This window comes from Enterobacter cloacae complex sp. P14RS, from assembly GCF_014895895.1.
Taxonomy (GTDB): Bacteria; Pseudomonadota; Gammaproteobacteria; order Enterobacterales; family Enterobacteriaceae; genus Enterobacter; species Enterobacter bugandensis.
This window is the reverse complement of record NZ_JADBQM010000006.1, coordinates 174054-194737: the sequence shown is the minus strand read 5'-3', so window position 1 is coordinate 194737 and position 20684 is coordinate 174054. Positions and strand designations below refer to the sequence as shown.

The 20684-nt window shown below is 52.7% G+C and carries 17 protein-coding genes and 2 tRNA genes; 10 read left to right on the top strand and 9 right to left on the bottom strand.

The annotated features are described in order from the left end of the window. Positions 1 to 17: 17 nt before the first annotated feature. Complete coding sequence (tssB, locus tag IM295_RS04915; RefSeq protein WP_041908834.1) at positions 18 to 515, bottom strand: type VI secretion system contractile sheath small subunit; 498 nt, start codon at positions 513 to 515, stop codon at positions 18 to 20. A 792-nt stretch (positions 516 to 1307) separates the two neighbouring features. Between tssB and lpxP the strand changes: the two genes are divergently transcribed. After that, a complete protein-coding gene (lpxP, locus tag IM295_RS04910) occupies positions 1308 to 2228 on the top strand; it encodes a kdo(2)-lipid IV(A) palmitoleoyltransferase (protein WP_100169914.1) in 921 nt (306 codons plus the stop codon). Positions 2229 to 2586: 358 nt separating this feature from the next. Next, entirely contained in the window at positions 2587 to 2658 is a 72-nt protein-coding gene (gene ypdK / locus IM295_RS23275; RefSeq protein WP_099458937.1) for a membrane protein YpdK, read from the top strand. Positions 2659 to 2708: 50 nt separating this feature from the next. Here ypdK and alaC read toward each other — a convergent pair whose 3' ends face one another. Next, positions 2709 to 3947: an alanine transaminase gene (gene alaC, locus IM295_RS04900; protein WP_028013978.1), complete on the bottom strand. Its 1239-nt coding sequence runs from the start codon at positions 3945 to 3947 to the stop codon at positions 2709 to 2711. Positions 3948 to 4333: 386 nt separating this feature from the next. Here alaC and IM295_RS04895 point away from each other — a divergent pair, with 386 nt between their 5' ends. Together IM295_RS04895 and IM295_RS04890 are read left to right on the top strand one after the other, a co-directional pair. Then, a complete protein-coding gene (locus tag IM295_RS04895; protein WP_041908832.1) occupies positions 4334 to 6040 on the top strand; it encodes a sensor histidine kinase in 1707 nt (568 codons plus the stop codon). Between the two features lies 1 nt (position 6041). Further along, on the top strand, positions 6042 to 6773 hold the full coding sequence (locus IM295_RS04890) for a LytTR family DNA-binding domain-containing protein (RefSeq protein WP_028013980.1): 732 nt from the start codon (positions 6042 to 6044) through the stop codon (positions 6771 to 6773). 38 nt (positions 6774 to 6811) lie between these two features. On the opposite strand, the gene glk is transcribed toward IM295_RS04890, so the two are convergent. After that, a complete protein-coding gene (gene glk, locus IM295_RS04885; RefSeq protein WP_193066303.1) occupies positions 6812 to 7777 on the bottom strand; it encodes a glucokinase in 966 nt (321 codons plus the stop codon). A 205-nt stretch (positions 7778 to 7982) separates the two neighbouring features. On the opposite strand from glk, the gene IM295_RS04880 reads away from it, so the two are divergent. Next, positions 7983 to 9218 (top strand): ion channel protein, encoded by a 1236-nt coding sequence (locus tag IM295_RS04880; protein WP_041908826.1) that lies wholly within the window; start codon positions 7983 to 7985, stop codon positions 9216 to 9218. Here the strand turns inward: IM295_RS04880 and ipdC are convergent, their stop codons facing one another. Continuing rightward, positions 9219 to 10877, bottom strand: a complete 1659-nt coding sequence (ipdC, locus tag IM295_RS04875) for an indolepyruvate decarboxylase (protein WP_193066302.1) — start codon at positions 10875 to 10877, stop codon at positions 9219 to 9221. A gap of 185 nt (positions 10878 to 11062) precedes the next feature. On the opposite strand from ipdC, the gene mgrA reads away from it, so the two are divergent. Then, positions 11063 to 12061, top strand: coding sequence for an L-glyceraldehyde 3-phosphate reductase (gene mgrA / locus IM295_RS04870; protein WP_088204740.1), 999 nt, complete (start codon positions 11063 to 11065; stop codon positions 12059 to 12061). A 127-nt stretch (positions 12062 to 12188) separates the two neighbouring features. Further along, on the top strand, positions 12189 to 12527 hold the full coding sequence (locus IM295_RS04865; RefSeq protein WP_059358542.1) for a DUF2502 domain-containing protein: 339 nt from the start codon (positions 12189 to 12191) through the stop codon (positions 12525 to 12527). 31 nt (positions 12528 to 12558) lie between these two features. On the opposite strand, the gene IM295_RS04860 is transcribed toward IM295_RS04865, so the two are convergent. Then, on the bottom strand, positions 12559 to 13797 hold the full coding sequence (locus IM295_RS04860) for an Nramp family divalent metal transporter (RefSeq protein WP_155026493.1): 1239 nt from the start codon (positions 13795 to 13797) through the stop codon (positions 12559 to 12561). Between the two features lie 346 nt (positions 13798 to 14143). Between IM295_RS04860 and IM295_RS04855 the strand changes: the two genes are divergently transcribed. Beyond that, the gene (locus IM295_RS04855; RefSeq protein WP_008501591.1) at positions 14144 to 15331 is read left to right on the top strand and encodes a NupC/NupG family nucleoside CNT transporter; all 1188 of its coding nucleotides are present in this window, start codon (positions 14144 to 14146) and stop codon (positions 15329 to 15331) included. A gap of 43 nt (positions 15332 to 15374) precedes the next feature. On the opposite strand, the gene IM295_RS04850 is transcribed toward IM295_RS04855, so the two are convergent. From IM295_RS04850 to IM295_RS04840, 3 genes are all read right to left on the bottom strand, one after another. Beyond that, positions 15375 to 17564, bottom strand: a complete 2190-nt coding sequence (locus IM295_RS04850; protein WP_059358544.1) for an EAL domain-containing protein — start codon at positions 17562 to 17564, stop codon at positions 15375 to 15377. A gap of 216 nt (positions 17565 to 17780) precedes the next feature. Then, positions 17781 to 17856 (bottom strand) — tRNA-Ala (locus tag IM295_RS04845). A 41-nt stretch (positions 17857 to 17897) separates the two neighbouring features. Continuing rightward, a tRNA-Ala gene (locus IM295_RS04840) sits at positions 17898 to 17973 on the bottom strand. 217 nt (positions 17974 to 18190) lie between these two features. On the opposite strand from IM295_RS04840, the gene IM295_RS04835 reads away from it, so the two are divergent. Together IM295_RS04835 and IM295_RS04830 are read left to right on the top strand one after the other, a co-directional pair. Further along, positions 18191 to 18553, top strand: a complete 363-nt coding sequence (locus IM295_RS04835) for a YfeC-like transcriptional regulator (RefSeq protein ID WP_088204738.1) — start codon at positions 18191 to 18193, stop codon at positions 18551 to 18553. Between the two features lies 1 nt (position 18554). Next, positions 18555 to 18938, top strand: coding sequence for a YfeC-like transcriptional regulator (locus IM295_RS04830; protein ID WP_193066301.1), 384 nt, complete (start codon positions 18555 to 18557; stop codon positions 18936 to 18938). Positions 18939 to 18990: 52 nt separating this feature from the next. On the opposite strand, the gene gltX is transcribed toward IM295_RS04830, so the two are convergent. Then, positions 18991 to 20406, bottom strand: a complete 1416-nt coding sequence (gltX, locus tag IM295_RS04825; protein WP_193066300.1) for a glutamate--tRNA ligase — start codon at positions 20404 to 20406, stop codon at positions 18991 to 18993. Positions 20407 to 20684 lie beyond the last annotated feature (278 nt).

The following is a 20684-nucleotide window of genomic DNA, read 5'->3' as shown; positions in this document are numbered from 1 at the left end:
TTAAAACAGCCTGATGGTTACGATTTTTTTGACGCCAGTGCGGATAATTCATTTCGCAACTCAGCGCTAAGCGACTGGTCAAGAACGATTTTTTCCAGCTCTTTTCGGAAAGTCTGGTTGTCCAAAAGGTTGGCTTTCAAATCACGGAGCAAGTTGCGCATCGCCAGCATCGCCTTCAGTTGCGGTATCTGAGCTGCCACCTGCTCTGGCGTGAAATCTTTCATGCTCTGGAAAGTCAGCTGAATGTTGTCCTCACCGCCATCATCAGCCAGCGTATTTTTAACGGTCAGATTAACTTTTGGGGAATATTCGGAAAGAACGCTATCAAAATTGTTCTTCGTGATATTAACCTTTTCGCGCTCAAATATTGGCGCCGTGTCCTGCCCATTACTAAAATCACCCGCAACAAGCAATTTCAATGGTAATTCCATTTTCTTGCTTGCTCCGCCAGTATGCAGGTCAAGCTTTAGGTTAATACGTGCCTTAGGCACTTCATTCTGAAAACTGTCAGCCATCTCATCATCCCTCTTTGGTTTTGCTATGCCAACTTCACGGTATCGCGTTGATGCGCAATCATAGAATAATGATCGACACAAAATCAAATACGCAGATCATTAACACGCAGTGAGAAATTTCTTAAGAATTTTCTGCTAAACTATTATTGTGTAATGCCCTGCCAAGGCAGAAAAAGGAACTACTCTTTTCGCGCAAACCAAATATTTATATCGTTAAAAGGATCGCAACCAGTGAGATACTAATAAAAACAACTTATTTTGATTTGCATCACGACACTTTGTCAAAAAAGCATGAATTAACTGAAAGAAGCTATTGAGGGACGCAAAAAAGAAGAGACGAAAGAAGTATGAAAAGTGAATATTTTATTGATGGCATGAATAATATATAAGATTTTTCCTTATGAAAATTCTTATTTATTATATGTAGTAAAAAATTCATTTCCGGATACTTAACGAGTCGTCAATCATTAATACCGTGCTTGCTCGTGAATTGACTTTATCCTTGCACAGAGGCTTCTGCTCGTCGCGCAAGAAGGAGGGATGCTCTCAATGCGGCTGTTTATAAAATCTGTAAAATCAAACACCTCCTGGATCGTCGCTTTTTTAATCAAAAACGAGTAATAGCACATATCGTATAACGGTGTTACATTATACCGCCCACCCAACGTCAGCTATGGCCAGGTAACGCCGTAAAGATCGGTAAAGCCTGCAACCATGACCTTGTACTACGGTCTAATAGGCACGTGGTATCGCACTAAGCGTTACTTTCACCGGCTCTACATAGGTTTCTCTATTTTGTCTCAATCCAAATTTCAACGCGCGTTTTTACACCCGCGTTACTGGTTTACATGGTTTGGTCTTGGCGTTCTCTGGCTGCTGGTACAGCTCCCCTACCCTGTGCTGCGTATGCTGGGGTCGAAACTGGGCAGCGCATCCCGCTATTTCCTGAAGCGTCGCGAATCTATCGCGCGTAAAAACATCGAGCTTTGCTTTCCTCAGTACAATGCTGAAGAGCGCGAAAAACTGATCTCTGAAAACTTTAAATCCATCGGCATGGCGCTGCTTGAAACCGGCATGGCCTGGTTCTGGCCGGATGAACGCGTCCGCAAATGGTTTGATGTAGAAGGACTGGACAACCTTAAACGCGCTCAGCTGCAAAAACGCGGCGTGATGGTTGTTGGCGTGCACTTTATGTCCCTGGAGCTTGGCGGGCGCGTGATGGGCCTTTGTCAGCCAATGATGGCAACCTACAGACCGCACAACAGTGCACTGATGGAGTGGGTTCAGACGCGAGGCCGCATGCGCTCCAATAAAGCGATGATCAACCGTAACAACCTGCGCGGTATGGTTGGCGCCCTGAAGAAAGGTGAGGCCGTCTGGTTCGCTCCTGACCAGGATTACGGACGTAAAGGCAGCAGCTTTGCCCCCTTCTTTGCCGTGAAGGATGTAGCGACGACCAACGGGACTTTCGTCATCTCGCGTTTGTCAGGTGCCTCCATGCTGACCGTGACGATGGTGAGAAAAGCGGATAAGTCGGGCTACCGTCTGCACATCTCTCCGGAAATGGCTAACTATCCGGAAAACGAGTGTGAAGCGGCAGCGTTTATCAATAAGGTCATCGAAACTGAAATCATGCGCGCACCGGAGCAATATCTCTGGATGCATCGCCGTTTCAAAACGCGTCCTCTTGGCGAAGCCTCCCTCTATATTTAAGCCCTGCATGAAGGTTAGTTTCGCTAAGAAACTAACCTTTTCAATCACCTGTCATCTCACTGCAAAACCGTCTTTGATGGCGTCGCCCAAAGTGAATTTATTGCGCTGTGAAATCAAACTGTCGCCGTTCCACGACACTCGTAAGTGGCGGAAATTATTTAAAAAAATCCCTCTTGTCACCCCTCATTTTTAAGCGTACATTAGCGCCGTCTGGCACCAGGAAAGCACAGAATTCTGAGCGGGAGTCATCGGCGTAACGGGAAAATTCTCATTTCTGTTTAGCCGGGATTTCAGTTCTCTATAATCAGTTGGACTCTGTTTTTAAATGCGTACCACAAGATACGCGGAGCGATGAAACGTGAAATATTTCTTTATGGGCATTTCGGTGATCGTTTTAGTCTGGGCCGGAACCTTTGCCCTGATGATCTAGTGAGAACATGCAGTCAAAAAAACAGGAGCCATTTGGCTCCTGTTTTTTTGTCATGAGGACACGGGGTTTTCAGCAACGCTCTTTGCCGAGAGCAGGCCATCGGCCCGGAACATACTCTTGATGCCCCTCACCGCCTGACGAATACGGTCGCTGTTTTCGATTAAAGCAAAGCGCACGTGGGTGTCGCCATAATCACCAAAGCCGATGCCCGGGGACACACACACCTTCGCGTCCTGCAGCAGCTTTTTAGCGAACTCCAGCGAACCCATCGCTGCGTACGGTTCCGGAATTTTCGCCCAGACGTACATGGACGCTTTCGGCATCTCCACCATCCAGCCAGCCTCATGTAACCCTTTTACGAGTACGTCGCGGCGGCGTTTATACTGAGCCGCAATGTCGTGAACGCACTGCTGATCGCCCTCCAGAGCGGCAATAGCGGCAACCTGCAGCGGCGTGAAGGTACCGTAATCGTGATAACTCTTGATGCGCGCCAGTGCACTTACCAGCGTTTTGTTACCCACCATAAAGCCAATACGCCAGCCCGCCATGTTGTAGCTTTTCGAAAGGGTAAAGAACTCCACCGCCACGTCACGCGCGCCCGGAACCTGCATTATCGACGGGGCTTTCCAGCCGTCATAGACGATATCGGCGTAGGCTAAATCATGAACCACCAGCACGTCATAACGCTTGGCCAGAGCGACAACTTTCTCGAAGAAATCAAGCTCCACGCACTGGGCCGTTGGGTTCGACGGGAAACCGAGGATCATCATCTTGGGTTTCGGGTAGCTTTCGCGAATGGCACGTTCCAGTTCGTTAAAGAAATCGACGCCTTCCACCAGCGGAACAGAGCGCACCTGCGCCCCGGCAATCACCGCGCCGTAGATATGGATTGGGTAACTTGGATTGGGTACCAGCACCGTATCACCGTGATCCAGCGTGGCCAGCATCAGATGTGCCAGCCCTTCTTTCGAGCCGATGGTGACAATCGCCTCACTTTCAGGATCGATATCAACCTGATAACGATCCTGATACCAGCGCGAGATCGCGCGACGTAACCTGGGAATACCGCGCGAGGTTGAGTAGCCGTGCGTATCCGGGCGCTGGGCAACCGTGCAGAGCTTTTCAACGATATGCGGTGGCGTTGGGCCGTCAGGGTTACCCATGCTGAAATCGATAATATCTTCGCCGCGCCGACGCGCAGCCATCTTCAGTTCAGCAGTGATATTGAAAACATAAGGGGGGAGACGATCGATACGCGTAAAACGGCGTTCAGGACTGAATTCAGCCATAGATTCCTCAGATTAACGTTAGCGCCCGGACCGTCCGAGCGACGCTGCCACCGATGTGGCGTGCTTAGAAAATAACCTGAAAAAAATCACCCTGTCGAGAGGGAAATGAAAAAAAAGCGCCCGCGTGAAAACCGGAATACTGCAATGCCTGAAAGTGGAAGCAGGGTTCTGATATTGGCTTTCCGTTAGCAGTTATTTAACACAATGATATCAAAACAGTTACCTGGTGATTTGGCGCTGAGAAAAAATCGGGTAGCATCAATCCTCACCTGACAATCCCCTTTGTAAAATATGGTTTTTCCTCATTTGATAAACCCGACGGATAGCTGGTCAATACGCCCCAGGTTTTTTATCATGGTTCTTTCCCGTTTGCCCAGGTCTGCTCCGTGCACGAGATATTCACTATGCTGCTGGCGGTTTTTGACCGTGCGGCATTAATGCTGATTTGCCTGTTCTTCCTGATTCGCATTCGCCTGTTTCGCGAGCTTTTGCATAAATCCGCACACTCGCCGAAAGAGCTGCTGGCCGTTACCGCCATCTTTTCTCTGTTCGCACTGTTTAGCACCTGGTCCGGGGTGCCGGTAGAGGGTTCGCTGGTTAACGTGCGCATTATCGCCGTCATGTCCGGCGGAATTTTGTTTGGCCCGTGGGTGGGTGTCATCACCGGCGTGATTGCCGGGACCCATCGCTACCTGATTGATATCGGTGGCGTAACGGCAGTGCCATGCTTTATCACCAGCATTATCGCCGGGGTGCTTTCCGGCTGGATCGGCCGCAAAATCCCCAAAAAACAGCGCTGGCGCGCCGGGATTGCTGCGGGCATGGTGTGCGAAACGCTGACCATGATCCTGGTCGTCGTCTGGGCCCCCACCACCGCGCTGGGGCTGGATATCGTCTCGAAAATCGGTATTCCTATGATCCTGGGCAGCGTCTGCATCGGTTTTATCGTGCTGCTGGTGCAGAGCGTTGAAGGGGAAAAAGAGGCCAGCGCCGCCCGTCAGGCCAAGCTGGCGCTGGATATTGCCAACAAAACGCTGCCGCTCTTTCGCCACGTTAACGCGGAGTCGCTGCGCCAGGTCTGCGAGATTATCCGCCACGACATTCACGCTGACGCCGTCGCCATCACCAATATCGACCACGTGCTGGCCTACGTAGGCGTTGGAGAACACAACTATCGCGACAGTGATGACACCATTAGTCCGACCACCAGACAGGCGATTAACTACGGAAAAATCATCATTAAAAACAATGATGAAGCTCACCGAACGCCGGAAATTCACTCGATGCTGGTGATCCCGCTATGGGAAAAAGGCGTTGTGACGGGCACGCTGAAAATTTATTACTGCCACGCGCATCAGATCACCTCCACGCTGCAGGAGATGGCCATTGGCCTGTCGCAGATTATCTCTACTCAGCTTGAGGTCTCCCGGGCAGAACAGCTGCGTGAGATGGCAAATAAGGCAGAGCTGCGCGCGCTGCAGAGCAAAATTAATCCCCATTTCCTGTTTAACGCGCTGAACGCTATCTCCTCTTCCATTCGTTTGAATCCGGACACCGCGCGCCAGCTGATTTTTAACCTGTCGCGCTATCTGCGCTACAACATCGAACTGAAAGATGACGAGCAGATCGATATTAAAAAAGAGCTTTATCAGATCAAAGACTATATCGCGATTGAGCAGGCGCGCTTTGGCGACAAGCTCACGGTGATTTACGATATTGATGAAGAGGTCAACTGCGTGATCCCGAGCCTGCTGATCCAGCCGCTGGTTGAAAACGCGATTGTTCACGGTATTCAGCCCTGTAAAGGCAAAGGTGTGGTCACCATCAGCATCACCGAAAGCGGCAACCGGGTACGAATTGCGGTACGCGATACCGGCCACGGGATTGACCCAAAAGTCATTGAGCGCGTGGAGTCTAACGAGATGCCCGGGAATAAAATCGGGCTGCTGAACGTGCACCACAGAGTCAAGCTTCTCTACGGCGACGGGCTGCATATTCATCGTCTTGAACCAGGCACTGAAATCGCTTTTTACGTCCCGAATGAGCGCTCCCCTGTTCATGCGGCGACATCTTTATTACCTCAGGGTGAGTAATATGAAAGTCATCATCGTTGAAGATGAATTCCTGGCCCAACAGGAACTAACCTGGCTTATCAAAACCCACAGCCAGATGGAGATTGTGGGTACGTTTGATGATGGTCTGGACGTGCTGAAGTTTCTGCAGCATAACCGGGTTGACGCGATTTTTCTGGATATCAATATTCCCTCGCTGGACGGCGTGCTGCTGGCGCAAAATATCAATCAGTTTGCCCATAAGCCGTTTATTGTGTTCGTTACCGCATGGAAAGAGCATGCCGTAGAAGCCTTCGAGCTGGAGGCATTTGACTATATTCTGAAGCCTTACCAGGAGTCGCGAATTGTCAGCATGCTGCAAAAGCTGGAGGCCGCATGGCAGCAACAAAGCGCTCCGGCTACCGCCAGCCCGACGATACGGGAAAACGACACCATTAATCTGGTCAAAGATGAGCGCATCATCGTGACCCCGGTCAACGATATCTACTACGCCGAAGCGCACGAAAAGATGACGTTTGTCTATACGCGGCGGGAATCGTATGTCATGGCGATGAACATTACCGAATTCTGCAGCAAGCTTCCGGCAGCCCACTTTTTCCGCTGCCACCGTTCGTTTTGCGTCAATTTAAATAAGATCCGCGAGATCGAGCCGTGGTTTAACAACACCTATATTTTGCGCCTGAAGGATTTGGATTTTCAGGTGCCGGTGAGCCGCAGCAAAGTGAAAGAGTTCCGCCAGCTGATGCACCTGTAACGAAAGAGCCCTCTCCCTCGGGAGAGGGTAATGATGCATCAGAGGATTTGACCGAGAACCTGACGCAGATGGGCACCCGAACCCAGCAGGCCTGGGTTATCATGCACGATGAGATAAACGGGAATGTCCTGTACGTAGCTTCTGAAACGCCCTTTATCTTCAAACCCGCCGCGGAAACCGGAGGCTTTAAAGAAGTCGAGGAAGCGCGGCACGATCCCGCCCGCAATATAGACCCCGCCAAAGGTGCCCAGCGCCAGCGCCAGGTTGCCGCCGAACCGTCCCATAATGACGCAGAACAGCGAAAGAGCGCGACGGCAGTCGATGCAGCTGTCCGCCAGCGCGCGTTCAGTGACGTCTTTCGGCTGCAGGTTTTCCGGCAGACGACCGTCCGATTTCACAATCGCACGATACAGGTTTACCAGCCCCGGCCCTGACAGGACGCGCTCGGCGGAAACGTGGCCGATTTCCGCGCGTAACTCTTCGAGGATAATGCCCTCTTCTTCGCTGTTTGGCGCAAAGTCCACATGGCCGCCTTCACCCGGCAGGCTCACCCAGCGCTGAGCAACATGCACCAGGTGCGACACGCCCAGGCCGGTACCGGCCCCGTAAACCGCAATCGGCTTGCCCTCGACCGGTTCAGCGCCGCCAAACTGAATCAGGTGCTCCGGCTTCAGCATCGGGATCGCCATGGACACCGCGGTGAAGTCGTTGATGATTTCCAGATGCGCAAAACCGAGATTCTTTTTCATCTCTGCGATGGAGAATGCCCAGGTATGGTTGGTCATTGCGACCCAGTCGCCGGTTATCGGGCAGGCAATGGCGATGCAGCCGTCTTCGACGCTCACCTGATGCTCTTCCAGATAGACGCGAACAACGGCCTCAAGGCTTGGATAATCCAGCCCTGAGTAGGTTTTCGCCCGGGAAATTTCACCGCTACTTACATCGCATAATGCGAGACGCGCGTTCGTGCCGCCCACATCGCCTACCAAAGCATACTTTGTCATTCTTCTACTGCTCCGCTAAAGTCAGAATAAATCTTTGGGACACTGTAAATTCAAGGCGTGATAACAACAACGACCGGAAGGTGAATGCCCGTGGATTATCGATCTTCGTCACAGAATAACTTTACCGTTTCAGCACCTTTTGCACTATTGCCATAAGGCTTAATATGCAAAGTAACGTCATTGCATTTTGTACAAGGAAATCATCATGCTCCACCCGCGAGCCAGAACCATGCTGTTGCTGGCAATTCCGGCGCTGATCATTGGCGTGGCCTCAAGCCTGGTCCTTATCGTCGTGATGAAAATCGCGTCGGTGCTGCAAACTCTCTTATGGACAGCGCTTCCGGCAAAACTGGGGGTCACCGCGGATTCTTCGGCGTGGATCATCCTGATGCTGACGTTAACCGGTATTGCGGTGGGTCTGGCGATCCGTTTCAGTCCCGGCCACGCCGGACCGGACCCGGCGCTGGAACCCCTGATTGGCGCTCCGGTTCCCCCCTCTGCACTGCCGGGGCTGATCGTCGCGTTGATCGTGGGCCTGGCGGGCGGCGTCAGCCTGGGTCCCGAGCATCCGATTATGGCGGTGAATATTGGCCTGGCGGTGTTCCTCGGCGCACGCATTCTGCCTCGCGTCGGCGCGCTGGACTGGACCATCCTCGCCTCCGCAGGCACCATCGGGGCGCTTTTTGGCACGCCTGTCGCTGCTGCCCTGATCTTTTCTCAGACGTTGGCCAGTGATAACGACGTCCCGCTCTGGGATAAGCTGTTCGCTCCACTGATGGCCGCGGCTGCCGGCGCGCTGACGACAAGCCTGTTTTTCCATCCCCATTTTTCCCTCTCTCTGCCGCACTACGGAGAGATGCGGATTGCAGATATATTCAGCGGCGCCATCGTCGTCGCGATCGCCATCGCGCTGGGCATGGTGGCGGTATGGTGTCTTCCGCGCCTGCACCGGCTGGTGCATAAACTCAAACATCCGGTATTGATTCTGGGAACAGGGGGGCTAATCCTCGGTGTTTTAGGGGCAATTGGCGGAACGGTGACCCTGTTCAAAGGTCTGGACGAAATGCAGCAGCTGGCCTTCAGCCAGGTGTTTAGCGTGTCCGATTACCTGTTGTTTGCCGTCATCAAGCTGGCGGCGCTTGTCGTTGCTGCAGCGTGCGGTTTCCGCGGCGGGCGTATCTTCCCGGCGGTGTTTGTCGGCGTGGCGCTGGGGCTGATGCTGCACGAGCATGTCGACGCGGTTCCGGCGGCGATTACCGTATCCTGCTCTATTCTGGGGCTGGTACTGGTGGTGACGCGCGATGCATGGCTGAGCCTGTTTATGGCGGCGGTGGTGGTGCCGGATTCGACGCTGTTCCCGCTGCTCTGCATCGTGATGTTGCCCGCCTGGCTCCTGCTGGCGGGCAAACCGATGATGATGGCCTGGCGAAACGACAAATAATCAGGCGCTATTGCGCGCTTCCAGCGCTTTGGTAATCGCCCCCAGCAGCGGCGGAATATCCGCTTTTGGCAGCATCACCTCAATTAGCGAGAGCCACTCGTGATGCGCCACTTTTTCCAGCACGTCCGCCAGCTGCTCCGCTTCACTGACTTGCCAGCACTGGGCCTGAGGATCGAGGCTCAGGGCCTGCGGGATTTGCGTCCAGTTCCATAGCGCAATGTCATTGTAACGCTGTTCCGGCCCGTGAATTGCCCTTTCAACCGTGTATCCTTCGTTGTTGAGCACCAGAATGATGGGATGTTGTTTATCACGCAACATTGACCCGAGCTCCTGAATGGTCAGCTGTGCCGCGCCATCCCCCGTCAGCACAATCACGCGCCGGTTCGGGCATGCCGTTTGCGCCCCGAACGCCGCGGCCAGGGTGTAGCCGATCGAGCCCCACAGCGGCTGGACGATAAAATTCACGTCGGCAGGCAAACGCAGATCAATCGCGCCGAAGGCCGAGGTGCCCTGATCGGCCAGGATGATGTCTCCCGGGCGAATAAACGTTTGCAGCGTTTGCCAGAAATTCTCCTGCGTAAGTGAGCCGTCCGGCTGAGGGAAATTCATCGCGCTGTGCGATGCCGGAACAGGCTTATCGTGAATATGCTGTTTGCACAGCTCCAGCAGCGCTTCAATGGCCTGGGCCATCGGGATGCCGGTAAACCAGATATCGCCGACGCGGGCGGCATGAGGCTGCACTTCTATCGTCTGTGCAGGCGTTAACTGATGGGTAAACCCGGCCGTCAGAGTATCGGTAAAACGCGTGCCGATGCACAGCACCGTATCCGCCCCCTCTATCGCCTCTTTTACCGGACCGGCACTGGCCGAACCGCTGTAGGTGCCGTAAAAACCGGCGTTACGTTCGTCGAATATGCCTTTGCCCATCAGCATCGTGGCATGCGCCATCGGCACATCCTTCACCCACTTCTGCAGCGCGTGCTTCAGCCCATGGCGCAGGACAAGAAAATCCGCTAACAGCGCGGTACGCTTACTCGCTGCCAGTTGACGCTCCGCAGCATCCCGGAACGCTTTCAGGCAGGCGCTATCGGCATGGGCATGCCGAAGCGTGAGAGCGTTTACAGGCGGCGTAGCGGCTTTTTTTGCCACATCGGCAGGTAACATCAAATAGCCGGGGCGACGTTCCCGGAGCATCGTCGTCAGTACCCGGTCGATTTCATAACAGGCGTTTTGTTCGGTCAGGATCGCCTGTGCAACGGTGATCGGCTCGCTCATATGGTAAAAATGACGGAACTCACCATCGCCCAGCGTATGGTGCAGCAGTTCCCCTCTTTGCTGAGACGCCATCCCCGGCGCGCCAACAATATGCAGCACCGGAACGTGCTCGGCATAGCTGCCCGCAATGCCGTTCATGGCACTTAATTCGCCGACGCCAAACGTCGTCAGCAGCGCGGCGAAGCCCTTACAGCGGGCATATCCGTCAGCGGCATAAGAGGCGTTTAACTCGTTGGCACAGCCCACCCAGCAGATGTCCGGGCTGTCTATTACGTGGTCGAGAAACTGCAGGTTATAGTCGCCCGGCACGCCAAACAGATGATCGGCTCCACAATCTGTAAGACGGTCCAGCAGGTAATCGGCGACGCAGTACGGGGTACGCATAAACAGGTATCCTTCTGACGTTGACCTCACTTTGAGTATTAAATAAGCGTGATGGCTGTCCAGAATTGGCGATAAGAAGGCTATGGAAAGAATGCTTTACAAAAAATGCTGGGTTATGCTGCTTTTTTTCACGTTAATGTAAACGTATACACTGATTTTTCTCTTCAGCACGAGAGGTCATACGAATGGGTTATCAGCCGGACAAAAATCGTTATCAGACAATGGAGTATCGCCGCTGTGGGCGAAGCGGACTCAGGTTGCCCGCGGTCTCGCTGGGGCTGTGGCATAACTTTGGTGACGCTACGCTTATCGAAAATAGCCGTCAACTTTTACAGCGCGCGTTCGATCTGGGTATTACGCATTTCGACCTTGCCAATAACTATGGTCCCCCGCCGGGGTCCGCCGAGCGTAATTTCGGCCGTATTTTGCAGGAGGATTTCCTGCCCTGGCGCGACGAACTGATCGTCTCCACGAAAGCGGGATATACCATGTGGGACGGCCCTTACGGCGACTGGGGATCGCGTAAATATCTGCTGGCAAGCCTCGATCAAAGCCTGAAGCGCATGGGGCTGGAATATGTCGATATCTTCTATCATCACCGTCCTGACCCGGAAACGCCGCTGCAGGAAACCATGAAAGCGCTTGACCATCTGGTGCGCCAGGGCAAAGCCCTGTATGTCGGGTTATCCAACTATCCTGCCGAGCTGGCGCGAAAAGCGATTGATATCCTTAATGACCTGGGCACGCCCTGCCTGATCCACCAGCCGAAATACTCGATGTTCGAACGTGCGCCGGAAGAGGGTTTGCTGGATGTTCTGCAGGAAAAAGGGGTCGGCTGTATTCCCTTCTCGCCGCTGGCAGGGGGACAGTTGACCAACCGGTATCTTAACGGTATTCCCGCCGATTCCCGTGCGGCAAGCGGCAGTCAATTCCTTAACCCTGAACAGATCACCGAAGAGAAGCTTGAGAAGGTGCGCCAGCTAAACGCCCTGGCAGAAAGCCGCGGCCAGAAACTCTCGCAGATGGCGCTTGCCTGGGTGTTACGCCATGAGGAGGTCACGTCGGTGCTGATTGGGGCCAGCAAAACGGCTCAGATTGATGATGCCGTGGGGATGCTGGAAAACCGCCAGTTTACCGCAGAAGAACTTTCTCTAATTGACCAGATCCTGAGCAGTTCAAAATAAAACCACTTTTAGCAAAAAGTGCTCTCCCTCGGGAATTCGGAGTTGAGGCGATGAAACGAGCCTTTACCAACTCGTAATATTGCGTTAACAGGCCCCACGAAGGCCCCGATCGTGAAGGAGAAAGAGTATGTTCAGGTCACTGATTCTTGCAGCGGTATTACTGGCTTCAGCCCCGCTGGTCGCCAATGCGGGCGAAATCACCCTGTTGCCATCAGTAAAATTACAAATTGGCGATCGTGACGACTACGGCAGATACTGGGACGGTGGCTACTGGCGCGACCGTGATTACTGGCATCGTCACTATGAGTGGCGCGGCGATCGCTGGTGGAAACATGACAACGGCAGACACCGCGGCTGGTATAAAGACAACGCCTATGAGCGCGGTTACCGTGAAGGCTGGCGGGATCGTGACGACCGTCGCGGCTGGGGTCGCGGCAAAGGTCATGGTCACGGCCATCATCACTAATCCAAAAGGAGCCCCTACGGCTCCTTTTTTGTTAAAGACCCAGCGCGGTTCCCACCAACAACCACAAGTTCAGCGCCACGACGACCAGCACGATGGCCCACCCGGTCCGTTTCACCAGCGTCGAGTTGACCAGTTCCCCCATCAGGGTTTTGTTGCTGGTAAAGATCAGCAGCGGCACCAGCGCCAGGGCGATACCAAAGCTCAGCAGCACCTGGCTCATCACCAGAATTCGCGTTGGATCGAGCCCCATCAGAATCACGATAAACGACGGAAGCATGGTGATAAAACGACGCACCCACAATGGAATATGGAAGCGAACAAATCCCTGCATCACCACCTGCCCTGCCAGCGTCCCTACTACCGTGGAAGAGAGGCCGGCTGCGACCAGGCTCAGACCAAATATCGTGGCAGCAGCATGGCTCAGTAACGGCTCCAGCGTGAGGTAAGCCTGGTCGAGATCGGCGACGCCAGTATGACCGTTAAAGTGGAAAGCGGCGGCTGCGGTGGCCATCATCGCCAGATTCACAAAACCCGCGATGGTCATGGCGATTGCCACATCCCATTTGGTTGCCGAGTAGCGTTCTTTACGCGTCCCGCCGTGCAGATGCTGGGTTAACGAGGAGTGCAAATAAATGACATGCGGCATAATGGTCGCCCCAAGTACCCCGGCGGCCAGGAAAACCGCTTCCGAGGTTGGCAGGCTTGGGATCACCATGCCTTTTGCGAGCTGCGCCAGATTCGGCTGTGAGAAAATCAGCTCGACGATGTACGCCGCAGCAACAAACAGCAGCAGGCCACCAATGACCTTCTCCAGCGGTTTTTGCCCCCGACGCTGTAACATCAGGATCAGGAATGTGGCAATCCCGGTCAGCACCGCTCCCTGTAACAGCGACACGCCCAGAATCAGCTTAAAGCCGATCGCTGCCCCGATAAATTCAGCGAGATCGGTTGCCATGGCGATAATTTCCGCCTGAACCCAGTAGAGCCACACCGCCGGACGAGGATAATGGTCGCGAATTTGCTCCGCCAGGTTTTTACCCGTGGCAATCCCCAGTTTTGCAGAGAGCATCTGAATCAGCATCGCCATCAGGTTTGCCCAGACGACCACCCACAGCAGCTTATAGCCGAAACTGGCCCCGGCCTGAATATTGGTCGCAAAATTACCCGGATCGATATAGCCGATGGCAGCAATAAAAGCAGGTCCCATTAATGCGAACCGCAACTTGCGCGCGGCTCTACCACTGCTACCCTCTACGCGACTGTTTGTCATTATCTGCCTCTGGAAATATAGCCTTTGCTATGTTTAATGCTATCAAAATGAGAATGATTATCAAGATCATCTAGAGAGTTTAAAATGATTTCTCTGATAGCTAAGAACAATAGATGGGCAGGGGGCGCGACATCACAGAATGTGAAAATGCGCGGTTATTTGTGAAGCGTAGCACACAAACTTAACTTTTCACTCATTTACCTAACATAACAAAAATGTATTGTGGATCACTAATTTTGAGACTCGTCACAGGATGTAACTATAGTGTGTCCCTGATCTCGTTTTCTTTTCGGTTGTTACATAGAATGTGCACGAAAATTAAACCTGCCTCATATTTGGAGCAAATATGGACCGCGTCCTTCATTTTGTCCTGGCACTTGTTGTCGTTACTGCACTCGCATTGCTGGTCAGCACAGACCGCAAAAAAATTCGTATTCGTTATGTTGTCCAGCTGCTGGTCATTGAAGTTTTACTTGCGTGGTTCTTCCTGAACTCCAACGTAGGCCTCGGCTTCGTGAAAGGCTTCTCCGAAATGTTCGAAAAACTGCTCGGATTCGCCAACGAAGGGACAAACTTTGTCTTCGGTAAAATGAACGACGAAGGTCTGGCATTCTTCTTCCTGAAGGTACTATGCCCAATCGTCTTCATCTCCGCGCTGATCGGTATTCTGCAGCACATCCGCGTTCTGCCGTTCGTTATTCGTGGCATTGGTTTCCTTTTATCCAAAGTAAACGGCATGGGCAAGCTGGAATCTTTCAACGCCGTAAGTTCCCTGATCCTCGGTCAGTCTGAGAACTTCATCGCGTATAAAGATATCCTCGGCAAAATGTCCCGTAACCGCATGTACACCATGGCGGCAACCGCAATGTCTACCGTTTCCATGTCTATCGTGGGCGCGTACATGACCATGCTGGAGCCAAAATATGTGGTTGCAGCGCTGGTTCTGAATATGTTCAGCACCTTTATCGTTCTGTCGCTGATCAACCCGTATCGCGTTGACGCCAGCGAAGAGAACATCCAGATGTCTAACCTGCACGAAGGTCAGAGCTTCTTCGAAATGCTGGGTGAGTACATTCTGGCCGGTTTCAAAGTGGCGATTATCGTTGCCGCGATGCTGATCGGCTTTATCGCTCTGATCTCCGCACTGAACGCCCTGTTCGCCGCTGTGCTGGGCATCTCCTTCCAGGGCATCCTGGGCTACATCTTCTACCCTGTCGCATGGGTGATGGGTGTTCCGGCTCATGAAGCGCTGCAGGTAGGCAGTATCATGGCGACCAAGCTGGTTTCTAACGAATTCGTTGCGATGATGGATCTGCAGAAAATCGCCAGCACGCTCTCTCCACGTGCGGAAGGCATTCTGTCCGTATTCCTGGTCTCCTTCGCGAACTTCTCGTCCATCGGTATTATCGCCGGTGCGATTAAAGGCCTGAACGAAGAACAGGGTAACGTGGTTTCTCGCTTTGGCCTGAAACTGGTTTACGGCTCCACCCTGGTGAGCGTCCTGTCTGCTTCTATCGCTGCGCTGGTTCTGTAACGTTTACCGTAAAAAAAAACCGGGAGACTTGCTCCCGGTTTTTTTATGCCCGCAATTCTTCCAGCGGTTTGGGTTTGCCTATCAGGTAGCCCTGCAGGTAGTCCACGCCGAAGCGTAGCAGCATCTCCCGCTGCGCTGGTGTCTCAACATATTCTGCCACCACGCACAGTGATTTCGTCTTCGCCAGATTACATATCGACTGGACGATCATTGCGTCCATATCATCAGTACAAATATCTTTCACGAAGCAGCCGTCAATTTTAATGATGTCTGCCTGCAGGCGTCTCAGACGCTCGTAGTTGGCGTAGCCGGTACCAAAATCATCGATGGCAATCCTGAAACCGTAATCCCGCAGCTGCTGAATATTGTGGATGCTGCAGCCGGAATTGGAGAAGGCCTGCTCTTCGGTGATCTCAATCACGACAGCCTGAGGCGCAACGCCGTACCGTTCAAAGAGCGCACAAATCTCAGTCGCCACCTCATTTTGCATCAGCGTAAGCGGCATCAGATTGACAGAGAAACGGGCGCCAGCCTGCGTGGCTGGGTGATCGCGCAGCCACAGCAGTAATTTTTCCATGACGCACATATCAAACCGGTGGCTGAGGTTGAACTGGGCAATCAGGGGAATAAAGCGGTCAGGGGTGATGATCTCGCCCTCGCTCTCCATACGCGCCAGAATTTCGTAGTACCCGCTACCGTCCGCCTTCTGGATCGGCTGCGCATACAAATGGAACTGCCCCGCCTCCAGGGCGTGCTTAATCCGCGCCAGCATCAGAACACGGTCTGTCGTTTGTCCAGATGCCACCTCAAGGCTATTCGTGAGCGCGAGAACGTTTTGCTCTCCGCAGGCCTGCTCTGCCAGCCAGCTCAGCTGCCCCAGCGTGTGATGCAGCTTTTCACCGTTTTCGACCATTCCCCAGGACGCGCCAAACTCAATATCCAGCCCGGTGTTATTCCAGAAAATCTTATTGCTGTTGAGCCGATCGACCATATGCTGGAGACGTTCAGCAATTTCAGGGCCGAGCAATACCAGCACCAGCTCGCTTCCGGGCAACTGGAAGAGCATCTCATCTTTTTGCAGGAGCGGCTGAAGCGACGCGGCGATCGTCCTCTTGCAGTGGACCCGCATGATAATCCCATAGTGGCGGCTCAAAAACTCGAGATTATCCATGCGCAGAATGCACACTTTGGCATCCGGATGAATCTCAAGGTACTCCTCCAGCGCACGAATATTGGGTAAACCGGTAAGGGGATCGGTCAGCGCCCTGCCCTGCCAGCCCCGCTTCAGCCACTCGCTGCGCTGGTAAATTCGCGACATATAAAGCAGGCAGATAGCGAAAGAGATCAGCACGGAGAGGATAAAGGAGAGCGAATGGCCCGATTCCACTCCGTTAAGGAAGTTATAGTTGTAGGTCAGCAGCAGGAGCGCTGAGGTGGCCCACAGCAGAGAAATCAACGCATAGGTCAGGCGGCTGATCGCTAAGGTAAAGAGAATAAAAATCAGCGGCATTAAATAGCCCGCAATAACCGGTGATTCAAAAGGACCACATAAAATGACGAGAATGAAGCCTAAAAGCATTAGCCAGACAAAAATATATAATGGATTCTTGTGAGAAAACACGGGCTTTACGCTTCGCCGCCAGAAGGTGACGGCATAACGAGGATTAATTATCATTCTTAACGGGTAATAGAACATCATGGTAAAAATCAGCCCCGCGCATATCAGGCTTTGAATATCCACAACGTTATAAATTACCGTTCCTTCGCCGAAAAAGGTTGAAATAGTCACCGGAAAATCAAAGAAATAGCCTGCCAAATACATCGACAGCTTAATACCAATTGGCACAATAAAGCCGAGCCAGAATATACGTAACCCGATGTGCTTGTTAGGGATGCTGTGGCGCCAGCGCTTGCCCAGCATGAGGCGTAGCAGGCCGCACGCCGCGAACAATGCAAAGGTCTGACAGAACAGTAAAACTGAATATTGTAGCGGTGCTAAATCAACATAAAATAAATTAGTGACAGTAAAACCTAACAAAATGGGAAGAATAGCCCTGCGCCCAAATAGCAGAATTACCGCCAGCATCACGCTGAGCGGCAACCATGCTAAATAAACGTCATGACCATTAACAATTGCGCGTGGAGAGAGATAACGGGAGACAGGTACCGCAATCAGACAAAGTGTCAGGGCAATTATAAATATCTTTACATTATTGTACGTTTTTCTATTCATTAAGTTGATGAGTATATTATCCGTCTGAATCATTGACCGGATGGATAATAGGTTTATTAATTGCACGAATCAAGTTCAAGTCTATTTATAGACTGGTTTATTGATGCCGATTGAGGTGAGGTATGGGAACACCTTCTTTTTGATAACAAAAACCGGTGGCGGGCGTTACAAACAGATAAAAAAAACCCTCGTCTTTCGACGAGGGTTTACAAATTTTGGTGGAGCTAAGCGGGATCGAACCGCTGACCTCTTGCATGCCATGCAAGCGCTCTCCCAGCTGAGCTATAGCCCCACATGTAACTTTACTAACCACACTCTGTTGGGTTCAGAGTTTGGTGGAGCTAAGCGGGATCGAACCGCTGACCTCCTGCATGCCATGCAGGCGCTCTCCCAGCTGAGCTATAGCCCCATCGTAAAGCTGTCATGTTGACGGGCGGCATAATATGAATTCCGCCGCGGAGTGTCAACGGCAAAATCAATAGCCGTGGTTCAATCGCCGAAAAATCATGCAAATGAATCACTTTGCGAGCCTGCTCGCAGTCATGAGTTAAGCCTGTCACGTTTTCACGTAAAACGGTGCTATAAAATGAGCCGTTAATTAACCCCACGAATATTCAGGAAATTGCATGATCAAGGAACGAATGACGCCGGAAGAGTTAGCCCTGCTCACTGGCTATAGCCGACAGACCATCAATAAATGGGTACGCAAAGAGGGTTGGATAACGTCGCCTAAGCCCGGTGTCCAGGGGGGTAAAGCGCGCCTGGTGCATGTGAACGAAAAGGTGCGTGACTTTATCCGCAGCGCACGCCGGGCAACGGAAACATCCGCTATGCCTGAGGGCATTAGCACTGACGGTTCGCTGCATACCCTACTCCTGACGCTGGCCAATGAAATGACGCCGGAAGAGCAGAAGCAGATGACATCGCTGCTATTGCGGGAAGGGATTACCGGTTTGTTGCAACGTTTAGGGATTCGCGACCAGAATTAATATGAAAAGACTACGTAGCAAAATGACCACGGAAGAGCTGGCGGAGAATTTGGGTGTTGCCAGACAAACGGTAAATCGCTGGATACGGCAGCAGGGGTGGAAAACCGAAGGACTCAATGGCGTAAAAGGCGGTCGGGCGCGGCTCATTCACGTTGATGCACGCGTGAAGGAGCATATTATGAGCCTCCCGGCTATCCGTAACCGCCAGGCGGTTTATCATCTGGCTGAGGTGGCCTCATCCTACAATGAACAGCCTTCACGTCTGCGTCCGGGCATTATCGAAACGCTGGAGAGTATGACTGAGCTTGAACAGCAGCGTCTGGATACCTTACTGAAGCGCGAAGGCATACGCGGTTTTCTTGCTCGTCTGGATATTGCCGAATAAAAGGCAAAAAAAACGGCAGGATACCCTGCCGTTTTTCTTATAGATGGCTTAATTACTGCTGATTTTCACGTTCTGCAATAAAATCCAGCGCCTTGTTGATGCGTGCCACGCTGCGTGACTTGCCGATGGCATGGACAGTCACGTCCAGCGCCGGAGACTGACCCGCGCCGGTCACCGCAACGCGCAGCGGCATACCGACTTTGCCCATGCCCACTTCCAGTTCGTCTGCGGTCGCCTGAATGGCGTGATGCACATTCTCAGCGGTCCACTCGGTGAGCGCAGCCAGCTTGTCGCGCACCACTTCCAGCGGCTGACGCGCAACCGCGCGGAGGTGCTTCTTCGCGGCGTCAGCGTCGAACTCATCAAACTCTTCATAGAAGTAGCGGCAGCTTTCGGCAATTTCTTTCAGCGTTTTGCAGCGCTCGCCGAGCAGTTTTACCAGGTCCGCCAGCTCAGGGCCAGTGCGGGTATCAATGTTTGCCTGCTCAATGTGCCACTGCAGGTAAGTCGCCACATATTCCGGCGGCATGGTATTGATGTAGTGATGGTTGAGCCACAGCAGCTTGTCGGTGTTGAATGCGCTGGCAGATTTGCTCACTGAGCTCAGAGAGAACAGTTCAATCATCTCTTCGCGGCTGAAGATCTCCTGGTCGCCGTGAGCCCAGCCCAGACGCACCAGATAGTTCAGCAGCGCTTCCGGCAGATAGCCGTCGTCGCGATACTGCATGACGCTGACCGCACCGTGACGTTTAGACAGCTTTTTACCGTCGTCGCCGTTGATCATGGAGACGTGCGCATAGACCGGAACAGGTGCATTCAGCGCTTTCAGGATGTTGATCTGGCGTGGGGTATTGTTGATATGGTCTTCACCACGGATAACGTGGGTAATTTCCATATCCCAGTCATCAACCACGACGCAGAAGTTATAGGTTGGGGAACCGTCGGTACGGCGTATGATCAGATCGTCCAGCTCCTGGTTGCTGAATTCGATCGGGCCACGGATCTGGTCGTCGAAAATCACCGAGCCATCCTGCGGGTTAGCAAAACGCACCACGCATGGCTCATCAGCGGCATGCTCGCTGTGGTCGTGGCGGCAGCGGCCGTCATAGCGCGGTTTTTCACCGTTCGCCATCTGCTCTTCACGCAGCGCATCCAGACGCTCTTTGGAGCAGTAGCACTTATACGCCGTGCCCGCGACCAGCATCTCATCAATAACAGCGTTATAGCGGTCAAAACGTTTGGTCTGGAAATACGGGCCTTCGTCCCACTGCAGGTTCAGCCAGTTCATACCATCCATAATGGCTTCAATTGCTTCCGGCGTGGAGCGCTCAAGATCGGTATCTTCTATACGCAGCACGAACTCACCTTGGTTGTGGCGTGCAAAAAGCCAGGAATAGAGAGCAGTACGAGCACCACCGACGTGCAGATAGCCTGTCGGGCTCGGCGCGAAGCGAGTTTTGATTTTCATGAAATGGCCTTACGTTATAAAGATGCCGGCGATCGGCAAATCCCGGGGAAAAAACGATGGGCAATATTCTATCACTGTGGGGGGATTCCTCAATGTCGATCCTTTTATCGTGGCGGAGTTTGCTGTTTTTGTTTAGAAATCATGCGCCACCGCCCGTTTTGCGATCGTTTTGTTTAATTTTACGACGAACGAATAAAAACTTTAGAAAATGCGTTGACTCATTTTCAACTCTCCCTATAATGCGACTCCACACAGCGGGGGTGATTAGCTCAGTTGGT

Excerpts from the sequence above, each read along its gene's own strand:
- tssB (WP_041908834.1), bottom strand. The coding sequence starts at position 515 with ATGGCTGACAGTTTTCAGAATGAAGTGCCTAAGGCACGTATTAACCTA.
- alaC (WP_028013978.1), bottom strand. The coding sequence starts at position 3,947 with ATGGCTGAATTCAGTCCTGAACGCCGTTTTACGCGTATCGATCGTCTC.
- IM295_RS04890 (WP_028013980.1), top strand. The coding sequence starts at position 6,042 with ATGAAAGTCATCATCGTTGAAGATGAATTCCTGGCCCAACAGGAACTA.
- glk (WP_193066303.1), bottom strand. The coding sequence starts at position 7,777 with ATGACAAAGTATGCTTTGGTAGGCGATGTGGGCGGCACGAACGCGCGT.
- IM295_RS04880 (WP_041908826.1), top strand. The coding sequence starts at position 7,983 with ATGCTCCACCCGCGAGCCAGAACCATGCTGTTGCTGGCAATTCCGGCG.
- ipdC (WP_193066302.1), bottom strand. The coding sequence starts at position 10,877 with ATGCGTACCCCGTACTGCGTCGCCGATTACCTGCTGGACCGTCTTACA.
- mgrA (WP_088204740.1), top strand. The coding sequence starts at position 11,063 with ATGGGTTATCAGCCGGACAAAAATCGTTATCAGACAATGGAGTATCGC.
- IM295_RS04865 (WP_059358542.1), top strand. The coding sequence starts at position 12,189 with ATGTTCAGGTCACTGATTCTTGCAGCGGTATTACTGGCTTCAGCCCCG.
- IM295_RS04860 (WP_155026493.1), bottom strand. The coding sequence starts at position 13,797 with ATGACAAACAGTCGCGTAGAGGGTAGCAGTGGTAGAGCCGCGCGCAAG.
- IM295_RS04855 (WP_008501591.1), top strand. The coding sequence starts at position 14,144 with ATGGACCGCGTCCTTCATTTTGTCCTGGCACTTGTTGTCGTTACTGCA.
- IM295_RS04850 (WP_059358544.1), bottom strand. The coding sequence starts at position 17,564 with ATGAATAGAAAAACGTACAATAATGTAAAGATATTTATAATTGCCCTG.
- IM295_RS04835 (WP_088204738.1), top strand. The coding sequence starts at position 18,191 with ATGATCAAGGAACGAATGACGCCGGAAGAGTTAGCCCTGCTCACTGGC.
- IM295_RS04830 (WP_193066301.1), top strand. The coding sequence starts at position 18,555 with ATGAAAAGACTACGTAGCAAAATGACCACGGAAGAGCTGGCGGAGAAT.
- gltX (WP_193066300.1), bottom strand. The coding sequence starts at position 20,406 with ATGAAAATCAAAACTCGCTTCGCGCCGAGCCCGACAGGCTATCTGCAC.